This window comes from Kitasatospora mediocidica KCTC 9733 (assembly GCF_000744225.1).
GTDB lineage: Bacteria > Actinomycetota > Actinomycetes > Streptomycetales > Streptomycetaceae > Kitasatospora > Kitasatospora mediocidica.
This window is the reverse complement of the sequence record NZ_JQLN01000005.1, coordinates 122,387-142,531: the sequence shown is the minus strand read 5'-3', so window position 1 is coordinate 142,531 and position 20,145 is coordinate 122,387. Positions and strand designations below refer to the sequence as shown.

Genomic DNA, 20,145 nt, shown 5'->3' with positions numbered 1-20,145 from the left:
ATGCCCGCCGCGTCGCGCGAGCAGAGGACGAGCCATGGAGAGCACCGGACCCGCCACCGCCGTGGAGTGGCTGTCGGCAGCGGCACCGGACCCGGAGGCCTGCCGACGGGAGTGGGACCGCAGCGGGCTGGGCGTGGCGCTGCTGCCGGCCGGTCGGCTCTGGGACGTGCTGCTGGTCCCCGGGCCGCTCGGGCACCCCGCTCTCGGGGTGCTGGGGCAGCTGCTCGGCGGCCGCGGGCCGGTGCTGGTCGATCCGGGCGACGGGACCGTCGGGTTCTTCGTCCCGGTCGGCACGGCCGCCTGGTGGGTGGGGACGGGCGTGCGCGGCGCGGGCGAGGGCACCTGGGTCCTGGTGCCGCACCCGGCCCGCCGGGGGCGGGGCCTGCACTGGCTGGTCCCGCCGGACGGCTCGGGTGCGCTCAACGACCCCGTCCTGCTGGAACTCGCGCTGCACGAGGCGGCCGGCGGGCTCGGCGGACCGCGGGAGCATCCGTGAGCAGCGGCAGAGGGTACGAGCTGTAAGGCCAACCGGGGTATCTCCAGCAGTGTGCTCGTTGAGCCGGGGCACCGGGGCGCGCAGACTGGGAGAAGAGCGCGGTAGCGCCGTGATCCCCGTCGCCCGGCACAGAGCCCGGGTGGCGCCGCACAAGGGTCCGGCGGGCAGCTGAGCCGCCCGGGAACTTCGGAGGCAGACGACCTTGAGCAAGCCCACCACGAACAAGCACTGCACCCACTGGATCAACGGTGCGCCGGTTGCGACCGCGGGTGTCGCACCCCGCCGCGGTGACATCTACGACCCGGCCACCGGGCGGATCTCCGGCCAGGTCGACTTCGCCGGCATCGCGGAGGTGGACCAGGCCGTCAGCGCGGCGGTCTCCGCCTTCGCCGAGTGGCGCAACGCCTCGATCGCCAAGCGCACCTCGGTACTCTTCGCCTTCCGCGAGCTGTTCAACGCCCGCAAGGACGAGCTGGCCTCGATCATCGTGTCCGAGCACGGCAAGGTGCACTCGGACGCGCTCGGCGAACTGGCCCGTGGCCAGGAGGTCGTGGAGTACGCCTGCGGGATCCCGCAGCTGATCAAGGGCGGCTTCACCGCGCAGGCGTCCACCGGCATCGACGTGTACTCGATCCGTCAGCCGCTCGGCCCGGTCGCGATCATCTCGCCGTTCAACTTCCCTGCCATGGTGCCGATGTGGTTCTTCCCGCTGGCGATCGCGGCAGGCAACACGGTGATCCTCAAGCCCTCCGAGAAGGACCCGTCCGCGGCGAACTTCATCGCGCAGATGTGGAAGGACGCCGGTCTCCCGGACGGCGTCTTCAACGTCGTGCACGGTGACAAGGTCGCGGTGGACCGCCTGCTGGAGCACCCCGACGTCAAGTCGATCAGCTTCGTCGGCTCGACGCCGATCGCCCGCTACGTCTACGAGACCGGCACCCGCTACGGCAAGCGCGTGCAGGCGCTGGGCGGCGCCAAGAACCACATGCTGGTGCTGCCGGACGCCGACCTCGACCTGAGCGCCGACGCCGCGATCAACGCCGGCTTCGGCGCGGCCGGCGAGCGCTGCATGGCGGTCTCGGTCCTGGTGGCGGTCGACCCGATCGGCGACGAGCTGGTCGAGAAGATCAAGCAGCGGATGGCCGAGCTGAAGGTCGGCCCCGGCTGCAACGGCGACTCCGAGATGGGCCCGCTGGTCACCGGCCAGCACCGGGACAAGGTGACCTCCTACGTCGAGTCCGGCATCGCGGATGGTGCGGAACTGGCCGTGGACGGCCGCAAGCACCCGATCACCGAGACGGACACCGACGGCGACGTCACGACGGACGGCTTCTGGCTCGGCCCGACGCTCTTCGACCAGGTGAAGCCGGGCATGTCCGTCTACAACGACGAGATCTTCGGCCCGATTCTCTCGGTGGTCCGGGTCTCCTCCTACGAGGAGGGCCTGGAGCTCATCAACGCCAACCCGTACGGCAACGGGACCGCCATCTTCACCAACGACGGCGGCGCGGCGCGGCGCTTCCAGCAGGAGGTAGAGGTCGGCATGGTCGGTATCAATGTGCCGATCCCGGTGCCGGTCGCCTACTACTCCTTCGGCGGCTGGAAGGCCTCGCTGTTCGGCGACGCTCACGCCTACGGTCCGGACGGCGTGCAGTTCTTCACCCGGGGCAAGGCCGTCACGCAGCGCTGGCTCGACCCGTCGCACGGCGGCATCAACCTGGGCTTCCCGACCAACAGTTGATCCCTCCTGCCGCTCGAAACGGCCGGCCCGCCCGCAGCACGTCTGCGCAGGCGGGCCGGCCGCGTTTGCATCGTCCCCCGTCAGGGCGTAGTGTTCCCTAGTCGCTCGGCAGGGAGCACCGGACACGCATCGGCGCGGACGGTCCCGGGGCGGCCACTCTCCTGAAACACCACTTCCCGGCAATACATTCTCCTTTTTGCGCACCGTCGCAGGGGTGCTGTTTTGCTGTGCCGGTATTTAGGTGAGTGGGGTCGGATTCGCCTTTCGGGGCGGGGCTGGGCTAAAGTTCAACACGTCGGACAGGCCGTCAGGTCGGTTACGGCGAAGGGCACTTGAGGCCAAGTGGTGCGGAAGACCTGCTAGGGTCGGAGGCACTGCGGCAGGAAAGCGAGTGGGAAACGCCGAACGGCGGATCTGATAAGCTGAATGCAGAACGAAACGCAGTAATATTGAAACGAATACTCGGAGAGCTTGCGAGAGCGGCTTGAAGACAGTGTCCGTTCCTTGAGAACTCAACAGCGTGCCAAAAGTCAACGCCAGATATGTTGACATCCCCGGCCTCGGTCTTTGATCGGGGTTGGAGATTCCTTTTGAAGTAAGACACAGCGAGGACGCAGTGCACGTAGCCACCCTATTCCGGTGGTTGTCGTGCCGCTCAACGCGGGTGTTGAGCCCGATTACGGGCAGACATTCACGGAGAGTTTGATCCTGGCTCAGGACGAACGCTGGCGGCGTGCTTAACACATGCAAGTCGAACGATGAAGCCTTCGGGTGGATTAGTGGCGAACGGGTGAGTAACACGTGGGAAATCTGCCCTGCACTCTGGGACAAGCCTTGGAAACGAGGTCTAATACCGGATATGACCTGTCCTCGCATGGGGGTGGGTGGAAAGCTCCGGCGGTGCAGGATGATCCCGCGGCCTATCAGCTTGTTGGTGGGGTAATGGCCTACCAAGGCGACGACGGGTAGCCGGCCTGAGAGGGCGACCGGCCACACTGGGACTGAGACACGGCCCAGACTCCTACGGGAGGCAGCAGTGGGGAATATTGCACAATGGGCGAAAGCCTGATGCAGCGACGCCGCGTGAGGGATGAAGGCCTTCGGGTCGTAAACCTCTTTCAGCAGGGAAGAAGCGCAAGTGACGGTACCTGCAGAAGAAGCACCGGCTAACTACGTGCCAGCAGCCGCGGTAATACGTAGGGTGCGAGCGTTGTCCGGAATTATTGGGCGTAAAGAGCTCGTAGGCGGCTTGTCACGTCGGATGTGAAAGCCCGGGGCTTAACCCCGGGTCTGCATTCGATACGGGCAGGCTAGAGTGTGGTAGGGGAGATCGGAATTCCTGGTGTAGCGGTGAAATGCGCAGATATCAGGAGGAACACCGGTGGCGAAGGCGGATCTCTGGGCCATTACTGACGCTGAGGAGCGAAAGCGTGGGGAGCGAACAGGATTAGATACCCTGGTAGTCCACGCCGTAAACGGTGGGAACTAGGTGTTGGCGACATTCCACGTCGTCGGTGCCGCAGCTAACGCATTAAGTTCCCCGCCTGGGGAGTACGGCCGCAAGGCTAAAACTCAAAGGAATTGACGGGGGCCCGCACAAGCAGCGGAGCATGTGGCTTAATTCGACGCAACGCGAAGAACCTTACCAAGGCTTGACATATACCGGAAACGGCCAGAGATGGTCGCCCCCTTGTGGTCGGTATACAGGTGGTGCATGGTTGTCGTCAGCTCGTGTCGTGAGATGTTGGGTTAAGTCCCGCAACGAGCGCAACCCTTGTTCTGTGTTGCCAGCATGCCTTTCGGGGTGATGGGGACTCACAGGAGACTGCCGGGGTCAACTCGGAGGAAGGTGGGGACGACGTCAAATCATCATGCCCCTTATGTCTTGGGCTGCACACGTGCTACAATGGTCGGTACAAAGGGCTGCGATGCCGCGAGGCGGAGCGAATCCCAAAAAGCCGGCCTCAGTTCGGATTGGGGTCTGCAACTCGACCCCATGAAGTTGGAGTTGCTAGTAATCGCAGATCAGCATGCTGCGGTGAATACGTTCCCGGGCCTTGTACACACCGCCCGTCACGTCACGAAAGTCGGTAACACCCGAAGCCGGTGGCCTAACCCGTAAGGGGAGGAGCCGTCGAAGGTGGGACCAGCGATTGGGACGAAGTCGTAACAAGGTAGCCGTACCGGAAGGTGCGGCTGGATCACCTCCTTTCTAAGGAGCACATAGCCAGACCTGGGCGAATGTCCCGGGTTGGTTGCTCATGGGTGGAACGTTGACTATTCGGCACACACGGTTGAAGTCGTTAGTACTGTCCTTCGGGGCGTGGAACGCGGTGGAGGTCGGGTGTGTCGGGCACGTTGTTGGGTCCTGAGGGAACGGCCGTATGGCTGGTACCTCTGGAGCCGGTCCCACGGACATTGCCTCATTTTTGGGGTTGTGTAGGTGGGTGTCTGGTCGTTGTTTGAGAACTGCACAGTGGACGCGAGCATCTGTGGCCAAGTTTTTAAGGGCGCACGGTGGATGCCTTGGCACTAGGAACCGATGAAGGACGTGGGAGGCCACGATAGTCCCCGGGGAGCCGTCAACCAGGCTTTGATCCGGGGGTTTCCGAATGGGGAAACCCGGCAGTCGTCATGGGCTGTCACCCATACCTGAACACATAGGGTATGTGGAGGGAACGAGGGGAAGTGAAACATCTCAGTACCCTCAGGAAGAGAAAACAACCGTGATTCCGGGAGTAGTGGCGAGCGAAACCGGATGAGGCTAAACCGTATTGGTGTGATACCCGGCAGGGGTTGCCAATGCGGGGTCGTGGGAAAGTTCTTCAGTCGTCTGCCGGCGGCTGGGTGAGTCAGAAACCGTATGGGTAGTCGAAGGACATGCGAAAGGTCCGGCGTAGAGGGTAAGACCCCCGTAGACGAAATCTGTACGGCTCACTTGAGCTTCTCCCAAGTAGCACGGAGCCCGAGAAATTCCGTGTGAATCTGGCGGGACCACCCGCTAAGCCTAAATATTCCCTAGTGACCGATAGCGGATAGTACCGTGAGGGAATGGTGAAAAGTACCGCGGGAGCGGAGTGAAATAGTACCTGAAACCGTGTGCCTACAAGCCGTGGGAGCGTCGGACACCAGCTTGCTGTGTGTCTCGTGACTGCGTGCCTTTTGAAGAATGAGCCTGCGAGTTTGCGGTGTGTAGCGAGGTTAACCCGTGTGGGGTAGCCGTAGCGAAAGCGAGTCCGAATAGGGCGGTTGAGTTGCATGCCCAAGACCCGAAGCGGAGTGATCTAGCCATGGGCAGGTTGAAGCGGAGGTAAGACTTCGTGGAGGACCGAACCCACCAGGGTTGAAAACCTGGGGGATGACCTGTGGTTAGGGGTGAAAGGCCAATCAAACTCCGTGATAGCTGGTTCTCCCCGAAATGCATTTAGGTGCAGCGTCACGTGTTTCTTGCCGGAGGTAGAGCACTGGATAGGCGATGGGCCTCACCGGGTTACTGACCTTAGCCAAACTCCGAATGCCGGTAAGTGAGAGCGTGGCAGTGAGACTGTGGGGGATAAGCTCCATGGTCGAGAGGGAAACAGCCCAGAACACCGACTAAGGTCCCTAAGCGTGTGCTAAGTGGGAAAGGATGTGGAGTCGCACAGACAACCAGGAGGTTGGCTTAGAAGCAGCCATCCTTGAAAGAGTGCGTAATAGCTCACTGGTCAAGTGATTCCGCGCCGACAATGTAGCGGGGCTCAAGCACACCACCGAAGTCGTGTCATTGCAGCAATACTCCCAACGGGGGCTGTGATGGGTAGGGGAGCGTCGTGTGCCGGGTGAAGCAGCGGAGGAATCCAGTTGTGGACGGTTCACGAGTGAGAATGCAGGCATGAGTAGCGATACAAGAGTGGGAAACTCTTGCGCCGATTGACCAAGGGTTCCTGGGTCAAGCTGATCTGCCCAGGGTAAGTCGGGACCTAAGGCGAGGCCGACAGGCGTAGTCGATGGACAACGGGTTGATATTCCCGTACCCGCTTTGAAGCGCCAACGTCGAACCTCTGAATGCTAAAGCCGCGAAGCCGGCCTGGAGTCTTCGGACGAAGGGACGTGGTGGAGCCGCTGACCCAACAGGGTAGTAGGTGAGCGATGGGGTGACGCAGGAAGGTAGTCCAGCCCGGGCGGTGGTTGTCCCGGGGTAAGGGTGTAGGCCGAGTGATAGGCAAATCCGTCACTCATTGAGGCTGAGACCTGATGCCGAGCCGATTGTGGTGAAGTGGATGATCCTATGCTGTCGAGAAAAGCCTCTAGCGAGTTTCATGGCGGCCCGTACCCCAAACCGACTCAGGTGGTCAGGTAGAGAATACCGAGGCGTTCGGGTGAACTATGGTTAAGGAACTCGGCAAAATGCCCCCGTAACTTCGGGAGAAGGGGGGCCACGCCTGGTGATGGGATTTACTTCCTGAGCTGGGGGTGGCCGCAGAGACCAGCGAGAAGCGACTGTTTACTAAAAACACAGGTCCGTGCGAAGCCGTAAGGCGATGTATACGGACTGACGCCTGCCCGGTGCTGGAACGTTAAGGGGACCGGTTAGTCATGATTCGTCGTGGCGAAGCTGAGAACTTAAGCGCCAGTAAACGGCGGTGGTAACTATAACCATCCTAAGGTAGCGAAATTCCTTGTCGGGTAAGTTCCGACCTGCACGAATGGCGTAACGACTTCTCGACTGTCTCAACCATAGGCCCGGTGAAATTGCATTACGAGTAAAGATGCTCGTTTCGCGCAGCAGGACGGAAAGACCCCGGGACCTTTACTATAGCTTGATATTGGTGTTCGGTTCGGCTTGTGTAGGATAGGTGGGAGACTGTGAAGCGGCAACGCCAGTTGTCGTGGAGTCGACGTTGAAATACCACTCTGGTCGTGCTGGATGTCTAACCTAGGTCCGTGATCCGGATCAGGGACAGTGTCTGGTGGGTAGTTTAACTGGGGCGGTTGCCTCCTAAAGAGTAACGGAGGCGCCCAAAGGTTCCCTCAGCCTGGTTGGCAATCAGGTGTTGAGTGTAAGTGCACAAGGGAGCTTGACTGTGAGACCGACGGGTCGAGCAGGTGCGAAAGCAGGGACTAGTGATCCGGCGGTGGCTTGTGGAAGCGCCGTCGCTCAACGGATAAAAGGTACCCCGGGGATAACAGGCTGATCTTCCCCAAGAGTCCATATCGACGGGATGGTTTGGCACCTCGATGTCGGCTCGTCGCATCCTGGGGCTGGAGTAGGTCCCAAGGGTTGGGCTGTTCGCCCATTAAAGCGGTACGCGAGCTGGGTTTAGAACGTCGTGAGACAGTTCGGTCCCTATCCGCTGTGCGCGTAGGAATATTGAGAAGGGCTGTCCCTAGTACGAGAGGACCGGGACGGACGAACCTCTGGTGTGCCAGTTGTCCTGCCAAGGGCATGGCTGGTTGGCTACGTTCGGGAGGGATAACCGCTGAAAGCATCTAAGCGGGAAGCCTGCTTCGAGATGAGTATTCCCACCTCCTTGAGAGGGTAAGGCTCCCAGTAGACGACTGGGTTGATAGGCCGGATGTGGAAGCCCAGTAATGGGTGGAGCTGACCGGTACTAATAGGCCGAGGGCTTGTCCTCAGTTGCTCGCGTCCACTGTGTTGTTCTGAAACAACGACCCCACCCCGTGGCCATGGGGTGGTGCGGTTGACAGTTTCATAGTGTTTCGGTGGTCATAGCGTGAGGGAAACGCCCGGTTACATTCCGAACCCGGAAGCTAAGCCTCACAGCGCCGATGGTACTGCAGGGGGGACCCTGTGGGAGAGTAGGACGCCGCCGAACAAATTTTGATAAAGATAAGCCCTCACCCGGGTTCCGGGTGGGGGCTTATCTGCGTTCAGGGGCTAATCTGCTCTCCAGCACGTCAGCACGTCAGCACCGCGGAGAGGCACAGGGCGTTGCAGAATCTGACCCTTTCGTACCAGGGAGCCGGCGGTACGGCCGCGGTGCTCCTCGGTGCCTCCTACGCCGTCCACCGTGTCTCGCCGTCCCGCCGCACTGTGGTGGCGGTTCTGCGGGAGGCCGGCACGCTGCTCGCGTTGTTCGCGCTCTGGCAGCTCGTCGGCCAGCTCTCGCTGATGAGCACGGATCACGCGCTGGACCGCGCCGAATGGATTCATCGCACCGAGCTGCGATTCGGCCTGCCGGACGAGACCTCCTGGCAGCGGGCGGTCACGCCCTACCCGATCCTGGTCAGGCTGGCCAACTACTACTACGCGAGCATGCACTTCGCTGCCATGATCGCCCTGCTGGCCTGGGTGTTCCTGCGGCACCGCGCGCGGTACGCGTGGGTGCGGACCACGGTCGTCCTGGTCACGGCGGCCTGCCTGCTGATCCAGTTCATCCCGGTCGCCCCACCCCGCCTGCTGCCGGGCAGCGGTTTCGTCGACGTGGCCGCGCAGTACGGCCAGTCCGTCTACACGGCGGGCTTCGGCGGCATCCACGCCGACGAGCTGTCGGCGATGCCGTCCGTCCACGTGGCCTGGTGCGTGCTGGTGGCGATCGCGGTGATCAAGGTGGCGCGGACGCCGTGGCGCTGGCTGATCCTGGTGCACCCCGTCCTGACCGTCGCCGTCGTGGTGGTGACGGCGAACCACTTCTGGGCGGACGGCCTGGTCGCCGTCCTGCTGCTGCTGTTGGCGTACGCCGCGCAGTACGCCTGGGCGCGGGCGCGCAGCCGGGGGACGTCCGGTGGCCCAGGGGATGCGGCGACGCACCAGCGCGAGAAGCAGTCAGCGGCGTTCAGGCCCTAGGCCCAATGCCGGTGACTTTAGGTCGGGCCGTGCTTGGTGATGGTGGGTGTTGCTGGTTGTGGTGGTGGGCAGTTGCGGTGGTGGGCGCGTTTGAGGGGCCAGTTGGACATCTTGCGTTTGATGACGCGCGGGCAGGCTCGTTGACGCCGTTCGGGTAGCAGGCGTTCGGTGATCTCAGCCAGGGTGCGGATCAGTGCGCTGGCGAGTCTGCCGGGGGGAAAGCGCCGCCTGGGTGGGGACTTGGCGGCGCACAACACGCAGGCTGCGGGTGAACGACAGACGGTCGGGGTCCAGGCCCTCGCGCAGGGCAGCCTGGTGCATCAACTGCCGGATGGCGTGATGGACGAGGAGGAGGCCGTAGATCTCCTGCTCGACGCCCCACGGGTACTTCGAGCGCAGGACGAGCCTGGGGCCGCGCTGGTGGGTCTTGATCTCGTCCAGCGTGGTCTCGATCTCCCAGCGCTGGGCATAGAGCGCGGCCAGTTCGACGGCCGGTGCCTCCTTCGGGTCGAGGAGGGTCGTAAGCAGCCGGTAGACGGTGGTGTCGCCGGTGCGGGCCAGGGTGTACTCGACGACCCGCACGGTCACCGGGTCGCGGCGGGTCCTCCTGTCCTGCTCGGCGAAGACCTCGCTGAGGTAAGAGCCGTCGCCAAGGACCCGCACGATTGGCAGGGCCGCGTTCTTGCGCACCCGCCACAGGAGGTCCGCGCCGCTAGCCCGTGCCTGCTGCCACAGCTCGAAGCCGTAGAAGCCCCGGTCGGCCAGCAGCAGCATCCCCGCCCGAAGATGGGCAAACAGCTGCCGGGAGAGCGTCTGCTCGCTGGCCGACAACGGTCCCAGCGCGGCGCCGAACACCGCATGGGTGCCGCACTCGGCCAGTCCCACCAGCCTGGCCTGCGGGAACGCGCCCACCCCACGCCCGGACCCCGGACGGCCGAAGAACTCGTCGTTGGCTTCGGTGTCGGCCAGGTCCAGCGTGGTGCCGTCCACGGCTACCAGTTGCCAGCGCCGGTACCAGGCACCCGCCGTCCCGGACACGGCCAGCGGACGGCACACCCGCGCGAACAGCAACCGCAAGGGCTCCGGGCCCAGCCTGCGACGGGCCCGGCCGATCGCAGCGGTCGTCGGCACTCTCCACGACCGCCGCCCGTCCCCGAGGCCTTCGCCCAGCAGCCGCGCGACCTCCTCATAGCCCTGCCCGAAGAACAGGCACATCGCCAACACGAAGTACACGACCACCCGCGCCGGCAGCAGCCGACTGCGCTTCTCGACCCGCCCAGTCTCGGCGATCACCTCATCGACCAAACCCGGCGGAAACGCCTGGGTCAACACCCCGATCGCAATCCGATCCGACAACCGCTCACCCGCAGGCAACTTGACCTGCCCCACCCTCGCCACACCACAACCAACGAGACCGGAAGCCCAAAGTCACCGGCATTGGCCCTAGGCCGTGTCTGACACGGCCTAGCGGGAGAAACAGCCGGTGGGCGGGGTCTGCGTCGAGACCCCGCCCACCGGCGTTCGTGCTCACCTTCGTTCAGGTGATCACTTCATCGGCAGCGCCGCCCGGCCCCAACCGCTGTTGGTCAGGGTCGCGGTGGCCCAGTACCAGCTGATGGCCCCGGCGACCGCGGCCAGCCAGCCGGCGGCCTTGACCAGGCCGCCCGAGCTCGCGAACGTGCCGATCGCGGCGACCAGCAGGGAGAGCGTCAGCAGGCCGTAGACGCCCCGGCTGAACAGGCCGGAGTGCCAGCTCGCGGCCGCGAGCGTGAGGGCCAGCAGGGTCCAGACGAGCAGGAAGAGACCGGTCGCGTTCTTCCCGGCGGCCGATCCCATGCCGGCGGCCCAGGTGACCCAGAACGCACCCAGCCCGGCGAAGGCGGTCCCGCCGAAGCTGTCACCGGAGCGGAACTGCCACAGGCCGGCGATGAACAGGGTGACGCCGCCCACGAAGTGGGCGAGGCCTGCGGCGTGGCCGACGTTGGTGTTGCTGAGGATGCCGGTCTGGAGCAGGCCGTAGGAGAGAAGGGTCAGGCCGAGTGCGAGGTAACCGAGAGGACCCGCGTCGAGTGAGGCGGTTCGGGCGTCGGCCCCGGAAGCGTCATTGCTCACCGGAGGCTCCTTTCACGCTGTGTGGGGTCATGACGAGGTGAGCGCCCGGGCAGCCGTGGCCGCCGTGGGCGCGTGGATTCGCGTGTGTGGGGGAGAGAGGGTGCGGAGGCGGCGGCGGGTACGACAACCGTCGCTGTGGCTGGGCCGCGGGCGCCCTGCGGGAGGGCGTGGGAGGCGGTGGCCGATGGGTGTCCCCGCAGCTCAGCTGCTGGGACTGGGCTCGCCGGGGGTGACTTCCCGGTCAGCTGGGTTCTACCCGGCTCGCAGTCGCTTGTACCCTTGTGAATCGTGGAAATTGTTCGTTTGTCAGCTGAGTGACGATCAGAACTGTCACACCCGCCCGAACTGACCGAGCGCCAGCCCGATCACCCCGGTCGCCCCGGTCAACGCTGTCAGCCCCGGCGCTGGAGCGGCACCCGCAGCGCGATGATCGCCATGTCGTCCGACGGCGGCTCCGGCGCGAAGCGCTCGACGGCCCGCTGGACCCTGGCCGCGACGGCGCCCGCGGTCAGGCCGGTGCAGCCGGTGAGCACCTCGGCGAGGCCGTCCTCGCCGAGCATCCGCTGGCCCTCCCGGCGCTCGGTCACCCCGTCGGTCACACAGAGCAGGACCTCGCCGGGCTCCAGCACCACCTTCTCGGTAGTCAGCTCCAGGTCCTCCAGGACGCCCAGCAGCGGCTGCGGCGTCGCGGCCGCCTCGACCTGTCCGTCCACCCGCAACCGCAGCGGCAGCGGGTGCCCGGCGCAGACCAGGCTGAGCTCGATGCTGCCGTCCGGGCGGGGCGTCAACTCGCCGTACAGCAGGGTGAGGAAGCGGCTGCGGCTGCCCTCGTCGAGGATCGCCGCGTTGAGCCGGGTCAGCACCTGCGGGGCGTCCAGGCCCTCGCGGGCGAGCAGGCGCAGTGAGTGGCGCGCCAGTCCGGTGACCGAGGCGGCCTCCGGACCGGTGCCGCAGACGTCGCCGATCGCGAAGCCGTAGGTGCCCTCGCGGATCGAGAAGAGGTCGTAGAAGTCACCGCCGACCTCGTTGCCCTCGCCGGCTGCCTGGTAGAAGACCTCCACCTCGACGCCCGGGATCTTCGGCAGCTCCGGCGGCAGCAGACTGCGCTGCAGCGCCTGGCTGGTGGCGTTGCGCTCCGAGTAGAGCCGCGAGTTGTCCAGGGCCAGCGCCGCCCGGCGGGAGAGGTCCTCGGCGAGTTCCAGGATCTCCTGGCGGAACCGCACGCCGGCCGAGGAGCCGAGCACCAGCAGCCCGATCACCCGGTTGCGGGCGGAGAGCGGCAGCACGTAGGTCTCGCCGATGAGTCCGGCCGGATCGGCGGGGGTCACGGCCTGCGCCGGGCCCGACCAGCCGGTGGCGCCGGGCGTCGCGACGGCCTCCGGCGCGACGGTCCGCTCCAGCAGCGCCCGCAGGCCGTCGATCCGCTCCTCGTCCTCGTGCAGGACGAAGGCGAGGTGGGCGGTCCGGCTCTGCTCGGCGGTGGTGTACACCGCGCACCAGGCGGCCAGGGTCGGGACGGCCATCTGGGCCATCAGGGCGAGCGTCTGCTCGTGTTCCAGGGTGCCGGCCAGCAGGTCGGAGGCCTCGACCAGGAAGGAGAGCGAGCCGCGCCGCAGCCGTTCCAACTCGGCCAGCCGGGCGTTCTCCACGGTCAGCGCGATCCGGTCGGCGGCGAACTGCAGGCGCAGCGCCTGGTCGTTGTCGTAGTGGTGGGGCCGGCTGGAGGCCACTCCCAGCGAGCCGGTCAGCCGGCCCTCGACCTTGAGCGGCACGGTGATCAGTGAGCGCAGTCCGGTGCCGACCAGCAGCGGGACGGCGCCCGGTCGGATGTCCAGGTCCTCGTGGACGGCCGGCAGCCGGGCCGAGTCGTAGCGTCCGTGCGCGCCCTCGACCGGGATCTTGGCGAAGCGCTGGCGGTGTGCGGGCAGTCCGGTGGAGGCGCGGACCTCGAACTCGCTCTCGTCCTCGGTGGTCAGCAGCAGGTAGGCCGCGTCGCCGTCCAGCAGGTCACGGGTCCGCTCGACGGTGCGCTGGAGCAGGGCGCCCAGGTCGTCGGCCCGGACGCCGTCCGCGAGCAGGTCCAGCGGCTCGACGGCGGCGGTGGCCGGCCCGGGCGGACCGCTCGTCAGCGGAGCGCAGAGCACGGCCCGGTCGCGCTCACGGACCATCAGGCAGAGCGTGGACGGCGTGCCGGTGGCGTCCAGCACCCGGACCTGGGAGCCGTAGACCTCGATGGCCCGGTGGTCGGCCCGGCGCACCGCGAAGCTGCCCTCCCAGCGGGCCAGCCGCAGCGTCTCGGCCAGTCCGGCGCCCGTCCCGGCCGGCTGCGGCCAGACCACCCGCTCCGCCCAGGGCGCGCCGAGCACCTGATCGGCGGGGTGTTGGAAGAGTCCCTCGGCGTCGGCGTTCCAGGAGCGCACGAGGCCCTCGCCGTCGACCTGGACCACCGCGACCAGCACCGGGCCGTCGGTGCTCGGCAGCACCTCGCCGGGCGCCTGCGGCAGGGCGTAGCGGGTGCCGGGCGTGCTGCGCTGCAGTGGCAGGCGGAACCAGACGGTCTTCTGCCCGGCGGTGTACTCCACGCCCCAGCGGCTGGAGAGCGCCGAGCACATCAGCAGACCGCGCCCGCCCTCACCCTCGGCGTCGGCGAAGTGCTCGGAGGCGGCGGCTTCGACGGCCGATTCGGAGAAGGCCGGCAGGCCGCGCTCGGGGTGCCGGTCGGTGACGCCGATCTGCACCGAGTCCTCCTCGCGCAGACAGCTCACCTCCGCGGCCGTTCCGGCGTGGACGACCGCGTTGGTGACCAGTTCACTGACCAGGACGACCGCGTCGTCGACGACCTCGGGCAGCCCCCAGCCCAGCAGCGCGTCGCGGACGAAGCGGCGCGCGGCGGAGGCCGACCGGCCGTCCGGGTCGAAGGTGGCGGCTGCGCGCGCGGTGACCACGGGCGACTTCTCCTCTGGTTCGGGTACGACTGCCCGGCACCTGGGGTTCACCGGCGCGGGAGCGGGTCCCGGTGGATTCAGGCCAGGGCGAGGTGCAGCGCTCCACCCTACTTTCCGCGAGGTTTCCCCGGGGGCAAGGGGCGCCGAAACAGGCTCCAGAGGGTGATTCTGCCCACCATACGGTGAGCGCACCCGTGGAAAGCCTTGGTAAGCGGGCCTACTCGGTCGGTCGGTGCTGTCAGACTGGGGGATCCGCAGTACTCCGTACCGCTGCGCAGGCGTACGGAAGCCAGTCGCGATGTGTGGGAGGGTCCAGTTGAGTTCGGCCACCAAGGACGCTGCCGGGCAGAGCACCACGAGCCAGAAGGCCGCGCCGGTGCGCGGCGGACGGTCGGCGCCGACCCCACGGGGTGGCGCGAGTCGCCGCCCTGCCCACAACCGCGGCGCGGAGCCGGCGGAACTGCGCAAGCTCCTCGGCGCCCTCACGGCGATGCGGGACGGCAATTTCCGCCGCCGGCTCACGGTGCCCGGCGACGGGCCGATGGCCGAGATCGCGGCGATGTTCAACGAGGTCGCCGAGCGCAACCAGCACCTGACCGGCGAGTTGGCCCGGGTCCGCCGCGCGGTCGGCCGGGAGGGGCGGCTGACCGCCCGCCTGGAGAACGGCGCGGGTGAGGGCGCCTGGGCCTCGGCGGTCGACAACGGCAACGCACTGATCGACGACCTGGCCCGGCCGATGGCCGAGGTCGGCCGGGTGCTCGCCTCGATCGCCGAGGGCGACCTCGACCAGCGGATGGAGCTGCGCTCGATCCATCCGGACGGCGGCAGCCACCCGCTGCGCGGGGAGTTCCTCAAGGTCGGCCGCACGGTCAACGGGCTCGTCGACCAACTCTCCGAGTTCACCGACGAGGTGACCCGGGTGGCCATTGAAGTGGGCACCGAGGGCAAGCTCGGCGGGCAGGCCCGGGTGCGCAGCATGTCCGGCAGCTGGAAGGACCTCGCCGACTCGGTCAACACGATGGCCGGCCGGCTGACCGCACAGGTCCGCAACATCGCCGAGGTGACCACCGCGGTCGCCAAGGGCGACCTGTCGCACAAGGTCACGGTCGACGTCGCCGGCGAGATGCTGGAGCTGAAGAACACCGTCAACACGATGGTGGACCAGCTGAACTCCTTCGCCGCGCAGGTGACGCGGGTGGCGCGGGACGTGGGGACCGAGGGGCGGCTCGGTGGTCAGGCGCAGGTGCCGGGTGTGGCGGGGGTGTGGCGTGACCTGACCGACTCGGTGAACTTCATGGCCAACAACCTCACCGATCAGGTGCGCAACATCGCGCAGGTGACGACGGCGGTGGCCCGTGGTGACCTGTCGCAGAAGATCGAGGTCGACGCCCGGGGCGAGATCCTCGAACTGAAGAACACCATCAACACCATGGTCGACCAGCTCTCCGCCTTCGCCGCGCAGGTGACGCGGGTGGCGCGGGACGTGGGGACCGAGGGGCGGCTCGGTGGTCAGGCGCAGGTGCCGGGTGTGGCGGGGGTGTGGCGTGACCTGACCGACTCGGTGAACTTCATGGCCAACAACCTCACCGATCAGGTGCGCAACATCGCGCAGGTGACGACGGCGGTGGCCCGTGGTGACCTGTCGCAGAAGATCCAGGTCGACGCCCGCGGCGAGATCCTCGAACTGAAGAACACCATGAACACCATGGTCGACCAGCTCTCCGCCTTCGCGGACGAGGTCACCAGGGTCGCCCGGGACGTCGGAACCGAGGGCATCCTGGGCGGCCAGGCCAGCGTCCCGGGGGTCTCCGGTACCTGGAAGGACCTCACCAACAGCGTCAACCTGATGGCCAACAACCTGACCAGCCAGGTCCGCAACATCGCCGAGGTGACCACGGCGGTGGCGCTCGGCGACGTCTCCAAGAAGATCACCGTGGACGCCCGGGGCGAGATCCTGGAGCTGGTCACCACCGTCAACACGATGGTCGACCAGCTGAGCGCCTTCGCGGACGAGGTGACCCGGGTGGCCCGCGAGGTGGGCACCGAGGGGATCCTCGGCGGTCAGGCCCGGGTGCGCGGTGTGTCGGGCATCTGGAAGGACCTGACCGACAACGTCAACTTCATGGCCTCCAACCTGACCAGCCAGGTCCGCAACATCGCCGAGGTGGCGACGGCGGTGGCCCGCGGTGACCTCTCCAAGAAGATCACCATCGAGGCGCAGGGCGAGGTCGCGGCGCTGGCCGGCACGCTCAACACCATGGTCGACCAGCTGAACGCCTTCGCCGTCGAGGTGACCCGGGTGGCCCGCGAGGTGGGCACCGACGGCATCCTGGGCGGCCAGGCGGGGGTGCCCGGCGTGGCCGGCATCTGGAAGGACCTGACCGACAACGTCAACCAGATGTCCAACAGCCTCACCGGGCAGGTCCGCAACATCGCCCTGGTGATCACCGCGGTGGCCCGCGGCGACCTGTCGCAGAAGATCGACGTCGACGCGCGCGGCGAGATCCTGGAGCTCAAGACCAGCATCAACACGATGGTCGACCAGCTGAGCGCCTTCGCGGACGAGGTGACCCGCGTTGCCCGCGAGGTGGGCACCGACGGACGGCTCGGCGGCCAGGCCCGGGTGCCCGGCGTGGACGGCACCTGGCAGGACCTCACCGAGTCGGTGAACGAGCTGGCCAACAACCTCACCCGGCAGGTCCGCGCGATCGCCCAGGTCGCCACCGCGGTGACCCGCGGCGACCTCAGCCTGCGGATCGACGTGGACGCGTCCGGAGAGCTCGACGAGCTCAAGGACAACATCAACCAGATGATCGCCAACCTGCGCGAGACCACCCGTACCAACCAGGAGCAGGACTGGCACAAGACCAACATGGCCCGGTTCTCCGGCCTGTTGCAGGGCCGGCGCGACCTGGAGGCGGTCGCCTCACTGATCATGACCGAGCTGACACCGGTGGTCTCCGCCCAGCACGGTGCCTTCTTCCTCGCCCAACCGGCCGGCCGCACCGCCGAGATGATCACCGAGGACGACGACGAGAGCGACACCATCCTGCGGCTGATCGGCAGTTACGGCTACCAGCGCCGGGCGATGCCGACCACCTTCCGGCCGGGGGAGTCGCTGGTCGGCCAGGCCGCGGTGGAGAAGCGCCCGATCAGCCTGACCGAGACGCCGCCCGGCTACCTGCGGATCGCCTCCGGCCTCGGCGAGGCCGCGCCCGCCCATGTCGTGGTGCTGCCGGTGCTCTTCGAGGGCCGGCTGCTCGGCGTGATCGAGCTGGCCACCTTCGCTTCGTTCACCACCGTGGTGATGGACTTCCTGAACCAGATCGCCGACCTGATCGGCGTCACGGTCAACACCATCAGCGTCAACACCAAGACCGAGGGGCTGCTCCTGGAGTCCCAGCGGCTGACCGCCGAACTCTCGATGCGGTCCGCCGAGTTGGAGGCCCGTCAGGAGGAGCTGGAGCGCACCAACGAGGAGCTCCAGGAGAAGGCCGAGCAACTCGCCCAGCAGAACCGCGACATCGAGATCAAGAACAGCGAGATCGAGGAGGCGCGCAAGGTCCTGGAGGAGCGCGCCGAACAGCTCGCGCTCGCCTCGCGCTACAAGAGCGAGTTCCTGGCCAACATGTCGCACGAGCTGCGCACCCCGCTCAACTCGCTGCTGATCCTGGCCAAGCTGCTCTCCGACAACAACGAGGGCAACCTCTCGCCCAAGCAGGTCGAGTTCGCCGACACCATCCACGGCGCCGGCTCCGACCTGCTCCAGCTGATCAACGACATCCTCGACCTCTCCAAGGTCGAGGCGGGCAAGATGGACGTCCGCCCGGCCCGGATCGCGCTCGTCCAGCTGACCGACTACGTCGAGGCCGCGTTCCGGCCGATGACCGCCGACAAGGGCCTGGACTTCACGGTCACCGTCTCGCCCGACCTGCCGCCCACCCTGCACACCGACGAGCAGCGCCTCCAGCAGGTGCTGCGCAACCTGCTCTCCAATGCGGTGAAGTTCACCGACAGCGGCGCCGTCCAGCTGGTGATCCAGCCGGCCGGGTCGAGCGTTCCGCAGCACGTGCGGGAGCAGCTGCTGGAGTCCGGGCAGATCGACGATCCGGACGCAGCGCTGGTGGCCTTCTCGGTGACCGACACCGGGATCGGCATCCCCGGCAACAAGCTGCGGGAGATCTTCGAGGCCTTCAAGCAGGCGGACGGCGGCACCAGCCGCAAGTACGGCGGCACCGGTCTGGGCCTGTCGATCAGTCGCGAGATCGCCCGGCTGCTCGGCGGCGAGATCCACGCCGAGAGCGAGTTGGGCCTCGGCAGCACCTTCACGCTCTACCTCCCGCTGCGTACCGACGCACCGGGCATCTCGCTGGAGCGCTCGGCTCCGGCCGCGCTGCCCGCGGGGACCAGCACGATCCGGGCCTCGGTAGGGGTCACCCCGACCGGCCTGCCGGTGCCGGTCGGCGCCAACCCGGCCGACCACTGGGCCCAGGAGGTCCGCGAGTTGGCCCAGGAGCGCCGCCGGGACGCGGCCGAGCGCCGGCGGGCGGCGGCCGATCCGGCGCCGCTGGTGCGCGCCGACGAGGCTCCGGCGCCCAGAGCGGGAATCGGCACGCAGTTCCAGGGCAGGTTCGACGGAGAGCAGGTGCTGATCGTCGACGACGACATCCGCAACGTCTTCGCGCTGACCAGCGTTCTTGAGCAGTACGGACTGACCGTGCTGTACGCCGAGAACGGCCGGGAGGGTATCGAGGTGCTGGAGCAGCACGAGGACGTGGCAGTGGTGCTGATGGACATCATGATGCCCGAGATGGACGGCTATGCGACGACCGAGGCGATCCGTCGGATGCCGCAGTTCGCCGGGCTGCCGATCATCGCGCTGACCGCCAAGGCGATGAAGGGCGACCGGGAGAAGAGCATCGAGGCCGGCGCGTCCGACCACGTCACCAAGCCGGTGGACACCGACCACCTGTTGGAGGTGATGCGCCAGTGGCTGGGGGAGCGTTAGCCGGGCGACCGCCCTCACTGGCGGGCCGGACCGGGAACCCGCTAGGGTCACTCATCGTTGCGAACAGTAACCGGGTGGCGACGGTCCGCAGGTCTGCGGGGCGTCCTGCGGGGCGGCAGGGTGCTGGTGGGGCCTGCCGTGATCGTGTGACAGTGATGCGTGCGATAGGGCTGGGCGAGGGGGTGCGGCTAGCATGACCGGGGCAGTGGCGGGTGGCACACGGGTGCTCCCGCTGGGAAAACAGGGTGGATACACGACAGGAGGGCGGGCCGGAATGCAGAAGGCGAAGATCCTCCTGGTCGACGACCGGCCGGAGAACCTCCTGGCGCTGGAGGCCATTCTCTCCGCGCTCGACCAGACGCTGGTCCGGGCCGTCTCCGGTGAGGAGGCGCTCAAGGCGCTGCTCACCGACGAGTTCGCGGTGATCCTGCTGGACGTTCAGATGCCCGGCATGGACGGCTTCGAGACGGCCGCCCACATCAAGCGCCGCGAGCGCACCCGGGACATCCCGATCATCTTCCTGACCGCGATCAACCACGGTCCGCACCACACCTTCCGCGGCTACGCGGCCGGCGCGGTGGACTACATCTCCAAGCCCTTCGATCCGTGGGTGCTGCGCGCCAAGGTCTCGGTCTTCGTCGACCTCTACATGAAGAACTGCCAGCTCAAGGAGCAGGCCGCGCTGTTGCGGCTGCAGCTGGAGGACGACCGGCAGGAGAGCGACCGGCAGGGCCGGCACTCGGCCGAGCCGCTGCTGGCCGAGTTGTCCGCGCGGCTGGCCGCCGTCGAGGACCTGGCCGAGGCGCTCACCAAGCAGCTGGAGGACTCGCCGGAGGCCGGCGCCGCCGGCGCCTGCGCGCAGTTGGAGGAGAAGCTGACCACCGTGCGCGCCGCGCTGGAGGCGCTTCGGCCCGGTGGCGCCCCCGACCGGCCGACGACGGACTGATCCCGGCTCAGCTAGGCCGTGCGGGTGGACCGGCACACCGGTGACGGTGTGTCGGACGCCCGGAGCGACACGCCAGGGGCATTGCGGTCGGTCACATGTCCAGCGCTCGG

At 67.0% G+C, this 20,145-nt stretch carries 8 protein-coding genes and 3 rRNA genes; 8 read left to right on the top strand and 3 right to left on the bottom strand.

Annotated features, from left to right (window positions below):
* Positions 1–34 precede the first annotated feature (34 nt).
* The 6 genes from BS80_RS14775 to BS80_RS14750 all read left to right on the top strand — a co-directional run bounded on the left by BS80_RS14775 (position 35) and on the right by BS80_RS14750 (position 9,024).
* Positions 35–496 carry a hypothetical protein gene (locus tag BS80_RS14775; protein WP_035797710.1) on the top strand — a complete coding sequence of 154 codons (462 nt, stop codon included), beginning with the start codon at positions 35–37 and terminating at the stop codon, positions 494–496.
* A gap of 202 nt (positions 497–698) precedes the next feature.
* On the top strand, positions 699–2,237 hold the full coding sequence (locus tag BS80_RS14770) for a CoA-acylating methylmalonate-semialdehyde dehydrogenase (protein ID WP_035797704.1): 1,539 nt from the start codon (positions 699–701) through the stop codon (positions 2,235–2,237).
* A 690-nt stretch (positions 2,238–2,927) separates the two neighbouring features.
* A 16S ribosomal RNA gene (locus BS80_RS14765) occupies positions 2,928–4,449 on the top strand.
* Positions 4,450–4,731: 282 nt separating this feature from the next.
* A 23S ribosomal RNA gene (locus tag BS80_RS14760) occupies positions 4,732–7,852 on the top strand.
* 84 nt (positions 7,853–7,936) lie between these two features.
* Positions 7,937–8,053 (top strand): 5S ribosomal RNA (gene rrf, locus BS80_RS14755).
* The 16S, 23S and 5S rRNA genes sit together here, the layout of an rRNA operon.
* A 116-nt stretch (positions 8,054–8,169) precedes the next feature.
* Positions 8,170–9,024 carry a phosphatase PAP2 family protein gene (locus BS80_RS14750; protein WP_063771988.1) on the top strand — a complete coding sequence of 285 codons (855 nt, stop codon included), beginning with the start codon at positions 8,170–8,172 and terminating at the stop codon, positions 9,022–9,024.
* A 174-nt stretch (positions 9,025–9,198) separates the two neighbouring features.
* Here BS80_RS14750 and BS80_RS14745 read toward each other — a convergent pair whose 3' ends face one another.
* The 3 genes from BS80_RS14745 to BS80_RS14735 all read right to left on the bottom strand — a co-directional run bounded on the left by BS80_RS14745 (position 9,199) and on the right by BS80_RS14735 (position 14,132).
* Positions 9,199–10,422, bottom strand: a complete 1,224-nt coding sequence (locus BS80_RS14745; RefSeq protein WP_051966434.1) for an IS4 family transposase — start codon at positions 10,420–10,422, stop codon at positions 9,199–9,201.
* A gap of 147 nt (positions 10,423–10,569) precedes the next feature.
* Positions 10,570–11,136, bottom strand: coding sequence for an acetate uptake transporter (locus tag BS80_RS14740; protein ID WP_035797700.1), 567 nt, complete (start codon positions 11,134–11,136; stop codon positions 10,570–10,572).
* A gap of 392 nt (positions 11,137–11,528) precedes the next feature.
* Positions 11,529–14,132, bottom strand: a complete 2,604-nt coding sequence (locus tag BS80_RS14735; RefSeq protein ID WP_232246493.1) for a SpoIIE family protein phosphatase — start codon at positions 14,130–14,132, stop codon at positions 11,529–11,531.
* Between the two features lie 439 nt (positions 14,133–14,571).
* Here BS80_RS14735 and BS80_RS14730 point away from each other — a divergent pair, with 439 nt between their 5' ends.
* Positions 14,572–19,089: a hybrid sensor histidine kinase/response regulator gene (locus BS80_RS14730; protein ID WP_051967095.1), complete on the top strand. Its 4,518-nt coding sequence runs from the start codon at positions 14,572–14,574 to the stop codon at positions 19,087–19,089.
* A gap of 274 nt (positions 19,090–19,363) precedes the next feature.
* Complete coding sequence (locus BS80_RS14725; protein WP_035797696.1) at positions 19,364–20,035, top strand: response regulator; 672 nt, start codon at positions 19,364–19,366, stop codon at positions 20,033–20,035.
* The last annotated feature ends 110 nt before the right edge of the window (positions 20,036–20,145 follow it).

Coding starts and splice junctions, on each gene's coding strand:
- BS80_RS14775 (WP_035797710.1), top strand. CDS start 35: ATGGAGAGCACCGGACCCGCCACCGCCGTGGAGTGGCTGTCGGCAGCG.
- BS80_RS14730 (WP_051967095.1), top strand. CDS start 14,572: ATGCGGGACGGCAATTTCCGCCGCCGGCTCACGGTGCCCGGCGACGGG.
- BS80_RS14725 (WP_035797696.1), top strand. CDS start 19,364: ATGCAGAAGGCGAAGATCCTCCTGGTCGACGACCGGCCGGAGAACCTC.